The sequence below is a fragment of the Pseudoalteromonas sp. SG43-1 genome, from assembly GCF_014164415.1.
GTDB classification, from domain to species: Bacteria; Pseudomonadota; Gammaproteobacteria; order Enterobacterales; family Alteromonadaceae; genus Pseudoalteromonas; species Pseudoalteromonas distincta.
In genome coordinates this window covers 67,858-74,840 of sequence record NZ_JACJFD010000028.1, presented here as the reverse complement: position 1 = coordinate 74,840, position 6,983 = coordinate 67,858, and the positions used below count along the sequence as shown (strand labels likewise).

Here is a 6,983-nt window from a genome sequence, read left to right as displayed (position 1 = left end):
TTAAAGCGATATTTAGTGACGTGGTTGATGATGCGCGACAGTTACAGTTTAGCTGTGGCTCAGGTATTACAGCGTGTGCTTTAGCGTTATTTGCTACCGAATGTGGTTACAGTAATTTAAGCGTTCTGGATATGATGGCATTCATGGCTTTCAATTTGTAATACACTATTACGTACATTAAATTTTTCGGCTAATAATTGCTCTACTTTCATACGACACGCTTCATCATGTTTTTCAATCGTACAATGTTGTTTAAGGACAACGTGTGCGCCTACTACAATACCATTATATTTGCGCGTTACAGTGACATTATGGACATTATGAACATGTTCCATATCTGTAATTTTACTTTCAATATCAGTAACTTTAGGAAGTTTCGCTTTATTTAGGCGTAAACCTTTTATACAACTAATTATGACCTTAATACCGGTGAATAATACGAAAGAAGCAATTAACATACTCGATAAAATATCGATTACAACCCAGCCTGTAAAATATATAAGAATACCGGCAACAAATGTCGATACGGTAGAAATCAGATCAAAGAATGAGTGTAAAAATACCGCGTACACATTAATACTCGCTTTGCGGCCTTTATATAAAACCCATGCAGCAGCCCCATGAAATAAAAAACCAATAGCAGCAATAACCGACATTAAATAACTATTGATAGCCAGCTCATTTCCTTCATGTTGGTGTATATAGCGCTCACCACCTTCATACAAAATAATTAAACTGATTGCTAGGTATAAAAACCCGTTCACTAGGCCACCAAAAAGCTCTGCTCGTTGATGGCCATCGTTATAGGTTTTGGCAAAATGAATAGCGAGACTTGATGCTATCAGTGCGATGAATAACGAGCTATTGTGAACAAACAAATGCCCCGCATCAGCAAGAACAGCAAGCGAATTAGAATAATAAGCACCTATAACCTGAATTACCATAAACGAACACGTAATTGCTAGCGCAATGAGTAACCGACGACGAGAAGCTTGGTGTGTAGTGATTTCTGTCATGAAATGCTTGAATAACCTATACTTAAAGTGCAAATAAGCCAAAGATGGCTTAGAGTAGAAATGGGTAATGATATACAGTATCAATTATAATACGTACTGCCCGCAAACGCACTAAAAACTTAGTAAATCAAAAAAAATATGCTAATAGTTAGTAAAGAAAAAGAATTTAATTATGGCTTGGACACATGGAGAGTTGAGTGAGTAATAACCTATCAGAAGAAGCATGGCAAAACTTGGAGTTATTGCCGTTTTGTGTATTACTTTATGATGCCAATGAAGATATATTTAAAGTTAACAGCCAGGCACAGGACTTGTTTGACTTAAAAGACCAATCACATTTTTATAAAACTGATTTTTCACACATCACTTTAACCAATCATCACAGTAAAAAAAATCTGTTGATCGAGGAGCTATTCTTTGATTATTTTACGGCAAATAACCAATGCCAGTTTATTTTATCGAAACAATCATCCAAATTGCTACTCAACGTAAAATTTGCAAATTTACCTAATTCAAACTCCATTATTATTATCGATATATTAAATAACAACGTGGATGAACAATATGATTTTGATAATATTATATCGAACATCTCAACTGACTTAATTGATATTCAAAATGACGATGTTGATAAGCATATTAACTATGCATTAAAAGCAGTCGGTACGGTTTGCAATGCCGATAGGAGTTATCTTTTTAAGTTTGCCGAAGATGGTAAAACTATTAATAACACTCACGAATGGGTCAATGATGGTATCAAAGCTTTTAAAGACGACTTACAAAACCTTTTAAAAAGCGACCTCCCTTATTTTTTTAGTTCGATGGCCCGTTCCCATTTATTCAGAGTGAATGATGTATCTTTGCTCCCCATTCAAGCAATGAGCGAAAAAACGATTTTCCAGCGACAAGAAATAAAATCGGTACTTTGCATTGGTTTACGCTATGACAAAGAACTGGTTGGCTTTATTGGCTGTGATTGTGTAATTCAAAAGCAAGACTGGACAGATTTAGACCTTATTCGCCTAAGGTTAGTAGGTGAAATGCTTGCTAATGCTTTCAAAAATTTAAATTATAAGCAAGAGCTTCAACAAACTCAGCAGCAACTCATTAACGCCAACCAAAAACTCAATAAACAAGTCAATACGGATGGCCTTACAAACATTGCTAATAGACGTTGTTTTGATCAGACTTTAAAATGCGAAATTAAGCGTTGTGCACGTAATAAAGAATCTATCAGTTTAATTATGTGTGATATTGATTTTTTTAAGCGTTATAACGATAACTATGGGCATCAGCTTGGCGATGAAGTGCTAAAGCGAGTGGCCAAAGCGCTACACTATATTTGTAAACGCGAAGGTGATCTAGCAGCTCGTTTCGGGGGTGAAGAATTTGCGATAGTTTTACCTGCAGTCGACACAGAACACTGTCAAAGGTTTGCTGTTCTTATTCAGGAAAAAATCGCAGAACTCGCAATTGAACATAACTTTTCAACTGTCAGTAAATACCTCACTTTAAGCATTGGGTTTTATAGTTTCATACCCAATCACAAAACAAAACCCAAAGAGGTTATAACTAACGCCGACATAGCCCTTTATAACGCAAAAGAAACAGGTAGAAATAAAATAGCTAGTTTTTAAAAACCGACTAAGGTGGCTCACTGCAGTGAGTTTTAGTGGTTTAAAGTTTGCTGTAGTGATAATCCATACACCTGAAATTATAAACAATACAACTACTCAGTGATTTACGCGTAGTAAGCTAAGTAAGGCGTTGAAAGTGAGCAACCAATTATCGCCAGTACTGAGGTTTTAGTAACTAAAAAAGAAGTGGTATTATGTGGGTTACGCCTAAAAGCTAATCATCACTGAAAATTACAAGTTACAGTAAAACGGGCGGCTCAAACTGCCCTTTTTTTATACCGGAGATCTGAAATACAGCGCCTTGTTCACCAACAGTATTATTAATCGCTTCATCAAATGCCGATGTTACAAGTAGCAACTCAGCATTTTCACCACCGAAGGCGGTGCACGTCGGTTTTAATGCACAAAGCTCTATTGTTTTAATTAGCTCACCGCTTGGGGATAAACACATAACACATCCCATTCCCCAAACAGCTAGCCACAAATTGCCTAATTTATCGGTTACGCAGCCATCGGGGTCAACATCAGTATTATTAAATTGATAAAAAACACGTGGCTCAGCGCAAGGCTCACCAGTTTTCTCATCCAAATCTAATACATAAATGCAACTAGTTAAAGAGTCGCAGTAATAACCGCGTAAACGGGACTTATCAAAACACAATCCATTTGGGATACTCAAACCACTTACAACGGCTTTAAGCTGGTTTTTATAATAACGGTATATTATACCATCCCCTTTTTTAGCATTTACATCCATTGTACTTAACCAAAAGCCACCCCATGGATCAGCACGGCCGTCGTTTGAACGTCGATTTAGCTGTGTATTTTCAATACTAAGGATAAGATGGCGAGTGCTTGAATTAATATGGTATTTGTATATACCAGTACTTGTCCCTAGCAATAAGTGCTGCTCATCAATCCACGCTATTGCACTGAGCGTATCGGGCATATTCACGGTTTTTAGTTGGCTTTCGCTGTGTATATTTTTGCTTAAAAGTAATTTTTTATTTATATCGACCCAAAAAAAAGTGTTCAGCATAGGATGCCAAAGAGGACTTTCTGCAAGCTGACTCTGTGTGCTTTCAAAAATGGTTACGCTAGGATCAAACATAAGTAGTTATTCTTTATTATTAACAAAGTCTTGTAATACTAAACCTTACCAGAAAGCAGTGAGTTTCGCGATGTGTACCCGGCTTTAATTTTTTATCATCTTCAGTAATCTCTATCGCATTTTTTAGACTGAGTTGATAACATCAAATTTCATAAAAAGGATTGGCCATGAACAACAATAATAAAAACACACTCGTCGTTGAAGGCGGTGCAATGCGCGGTATATTTGCCGCTGGTGTGCTTGATGAGTTTTTAAAACAGCAATACCAGCCATTTGAACGCTATTTTGGTGTTTCAGCCGGAGCAACTAATATAGCCACATTTTTATGCAAACAACCAATGCGAAATTATAAAGTGATTACCGACTATTCATGCCGTCCTGAATTTATTAATTTAGCGCGCTTTATTAAAGGTGGTCATTTATTTGATTTAGATTGGTTATGGCAAGAAACAATTCGCGAAATACGCCTTCATACAGAGGTATTCGAACAAACTCCACAAGAGTTTTATATTGTATCTACGGCAATCGAATCAGGCAAAGCACACTATTTAAAAGCCACCAGCGCCGATATGGTGCATCAATTAAAAGCATCATGCGCTATACCCATTGCATATCGTGACTACCCTATTATTAATGACATAGCGATGACCGATGGCGGTGTTGCTGATTCAATTCCGGTTATAAAAGCTTACGAAATGGGTGCACGCGAAATCACCGTTATTTTGTCTCAATGTTTAGGCTATCGTAAAAAACCAAGTAAGGCACCTTGGCTTACTAAAAAAATGTATAAAAACTATCCTGCATTAGTTCAAGCGACCTTAGATAGGGCTGATTTTTATAATAAGTCTATCGATTTTATTATGAATCCACCAAATGACTGCAAAATCAATATTATTGCTCCACCAGCTAATTTTAAAGTTGGCCGAACCACTAAAAAGTTTGAAATACTTAATAGTGGTTACAATATGGGAGTTGATGCTGCTAAGGCCTTTTTAGCTAAATAACTGCATTTTTTACCCTAATAATTGCGGCGCTTTACCCGCAATAACTGCAGTTAGTAACCCTGCTAACATAGCTCCTACAACGGTGCATATTGCACCGCCTAAAATACCATAAACACTCATAAAGCATATCAGCGCTAAACTAAATAGCAGTGTACATAAAAAAGCTTTAGTGGGTATTGTGAGTGTGTTTTTGCGTATATTAAGCATCATTAATAATAGACTTACCATGGCAATTATAATTAGTAGTTCGTTCATGCGGGTTGTACCTCTGCTTGTAATTTTTGTGTGTTTTTTATTTTTAAGGCACCAAAAATACACGCGATACCCACCACCATAAAACTTATATCTACTATCGCGACAAGCGAGCTATTAAGGTTAATAACATTGCTCACGCCAAATATAATATTGAGCGGCAGCACCAAAGCAAGCGAAGCGCCGCATAGCAAAAGAGTCAGCTTAAAATAGTTTTTATAACCTATAGGCAATACACTTAAGAGTAACCATGCCAACCACGTATAAAAAAACACGGGTCCAAAAAAGCTATTTTGCGCCACACCAATAACGGTATAATTAAGTACAACTTGCAAAGGAAATAACACAAAGCTTGCTAATACCAAGCCTCCACAACTACCAATAATAAAACGATTCCAGCGTGCATATGCCTGCACACTCAGCGACGGGCTACTGCCACGTGTACGCTTTGCTAGCCACATCATCATGCCCGAAATAGGTAAAAGCGCAGTACTTAAGCCAAGCAATACCCAAAGTAATTTTACAAACACCCCTGCAAAGTTCCCAAAGTGCAGCGGAAACATCAACTCAATTACTTTTATCGAAACACCTGAAATATCACCAAAACTACTCATCGACTGCACAAACTCACCATTGCCTTTATAATGCAGTAATTGAGAAGCAACAGCCTCGCCACCTAACAAACGCAAATACACCTGCGCATTCGCATCGTTATGCGCCATTATTGTGACATCCCTAATTATTGCTTCAGGGTAACGACTATGAGCATTGTCTAAAATAGTGTCTATTTTTGTAGGTTGCTTAATGTGGCTAACTACCGGCTCAGGAATAGCGGTAAACGTTTCTATTAACTTATCTTGATCGCCACCAAAGCTCACAAACGCAGCTGCTGGTAATAAAATAACGGTCGCAAGCCCTAAAAATGATCCTGTAAAACCAATTACAATATTAAATACGCTGCCCCAAATACCTATGACCTTATGAGCATCGCTTACTGCAATATCTAATCCTTTATCTCGCCTAAACGTAAAGAGCTCTTTTATCAATTTACGATGAATAAACAAGCCTGTCACTGCACTTACTAAAAGTGTTAAACCTAAAAAACCAGTGAGTATTAACCCAATTGGTCGCCCTAAATGCAAATCTGCATGAAACTCACCTATATAAGTTGGCGCATCCGTTTTTTTATTAGCGTAAAATTCTTTACTAGGCCCATAGTAAGTATTTTCCAGCGCCAATGTATTGGGATGAAATTGAAATACTCTGGCCACCTCTTGGTCATAGTTTTCATCGCCATGGTGGGATTCAAATACCAACGTTAATAAATGAAAGTTATGTCCACTTGGTAAAAACACATGAATGTTTTCGCCAAATTCACTAGGCACCTGTTTATGGTATTCGTTTACTAGTCGATTAATTTGCGCGCTGGCAACGTGTTGGCTAGATTGTAGCTCTGGATTTGCCCATATTTTTAACTCAGGTCGCGACAGCACTGCTAACGCCCCACTAAATGCAACAATAAATAGCAGTACAGCAGTAATAATTCCTACCCAGCTATGTAATAAAAATAGCTTTTTTAAAGTAATCGACTTCATCCCTGCCCCTGCGTTAACGCCCAAAAACTCAATAAACCATGTAATACACACAGTGCAAACATTACAACAAACGGTTGCCATACCTTTTGCGCCAAATACGCATAAATAAACAACGCAGTCCAAATAACAGGAAAGAGTAAAATAGGCAGTAATATTTGTTCATTCATTTGAAACGGTAAATAAGTTGTCATACCCGGAATCATTATTACCGCAGTAATTAGCGCTAGCACACATGCAATTAGGTGCCTTCGCCGTGTAGCTGTAAACGTTTTTTTATTATTCATTATTCGCTCATTAAATTTGCCCAAACATATACAAAACATCATATGCAAATGATAACAATTGTTATTATATTGTGCATTTAACAC

Annotated in this window: 7 protein-coding genes; 2 read left to right on the top strand and 5 right to left on the bottom strand. The window is 37.2% G+C overall.

Translation table 11 applies throughout. The annotated features are described in order from the left end of the window. Positions 1 to 116: 116 nt before the first annotated feature. Positions 117 to 1,016: a cation diffusion facilitator family transporter gene (locus H5159_RS17220; protein WP_182780729.1), complete on the bottom strand. Its 900-nt coding sequence runs from the start codon at positions 1,014 to 1,016 to the stop codon at positions 117 to 119. Between the two features lie 197 nt (positions 1,017 to 1,213). Here H5159_RS17220 and H5159_RS17215 point away from each other — a divergent pair, with 197 nt between their 5' ends. Further along, on the top strand, positions 1,214 to 2,653 hold the full coding sequence (locus H5159_RS17215) for a diguanylate cyclase domain-containing protein (protein WP_182780728.1): 1,440 nt from the start codon (positions 1,214 to 1,216) through the stop codon (positions 2,651 to 2,653). Positions 2,654 to 2,891: 238 nt separating this feature from the next. Here the strand turns inward: H5159_RS17215 and H5159_RS17210 are convergent, their stop codons facing one another. Continuing rightward, positions 2,892 to 3,764, bottom strand: coding sequence for an SMP-30/gluconolactonase/LRE family protein (locus H5159_RS17210; RefSeq protein WP_165723371.1), 873 nt, complete (start codon positions 3,762 to 3,764; stop codon positions 2,892 to 2,894). 167 nt (positions 3,765 to 3,931) lie between these two features. On the opposite strand from H5159_RS17210, the gene H5159_RS17205 reads away from it, so the two are divergent. Then, on the top strand, positions 3,932 to 4,768 hold the full coding sequence (locus tag H5159_RS17205) for a patatin family protein (protein WP_182780727.1): 837 nt from the start codon (positions 3,932 to 3,934) through the stop codon (positions 4,766 to 4,768). A gap of 9 nt (positions 4,769 to 4,777) precedes the next feature. Here H5159_RS17205 and H5159_RS17200 read toward each other — a convergent pair whose 3' ends face one another. The 3 genes from H5159_RS17200 to H5159_RS17190 are packed head-to-tail and all read right to left on the bottom strand — an operon-like array spanning position 4,778 to position 6,899. After that, positions 4,778 to 5,023, bottom strand: a complete 246-nt coding sequence (locus H5159_RS17200) for a hypothetical protein (protein ID WP_165723373.1) — start codon at positions 5,021 to 5,023, stop codon at positions 4,778 to 4,780. Beyond that, on the bottom strand, positions 5,020 to 6,615 hold the full coding sequence (locus H5159_RS17195) for a PepSY domain-containing protein (RefSeq protein ID WP_182753073.1): 1,596 nt from the start codon (positions 6,613 to 6,615) through the stop codon (positions 5,020 to 5,022). The genes H5159_RS17200 and H5159_RS17195 overlap by 4 nt, the downstream gene beginning before the upstream one ends. Continuing rightward, entirely contained in the window at positions 6,612 to 6,899 is a 288-nt protein-coding gene (locus H5159_RS17190) for a hypothetical protein (RefSeq protein ID WP_182692528.1), read from the bottom strand. Before H5159_RS17190 ends, H5159_RS17195 begins: the two co-directional genes overlap by 4 nt. Positions 6,900 to 6,983 lie beyond the last annotated feature (84 nt).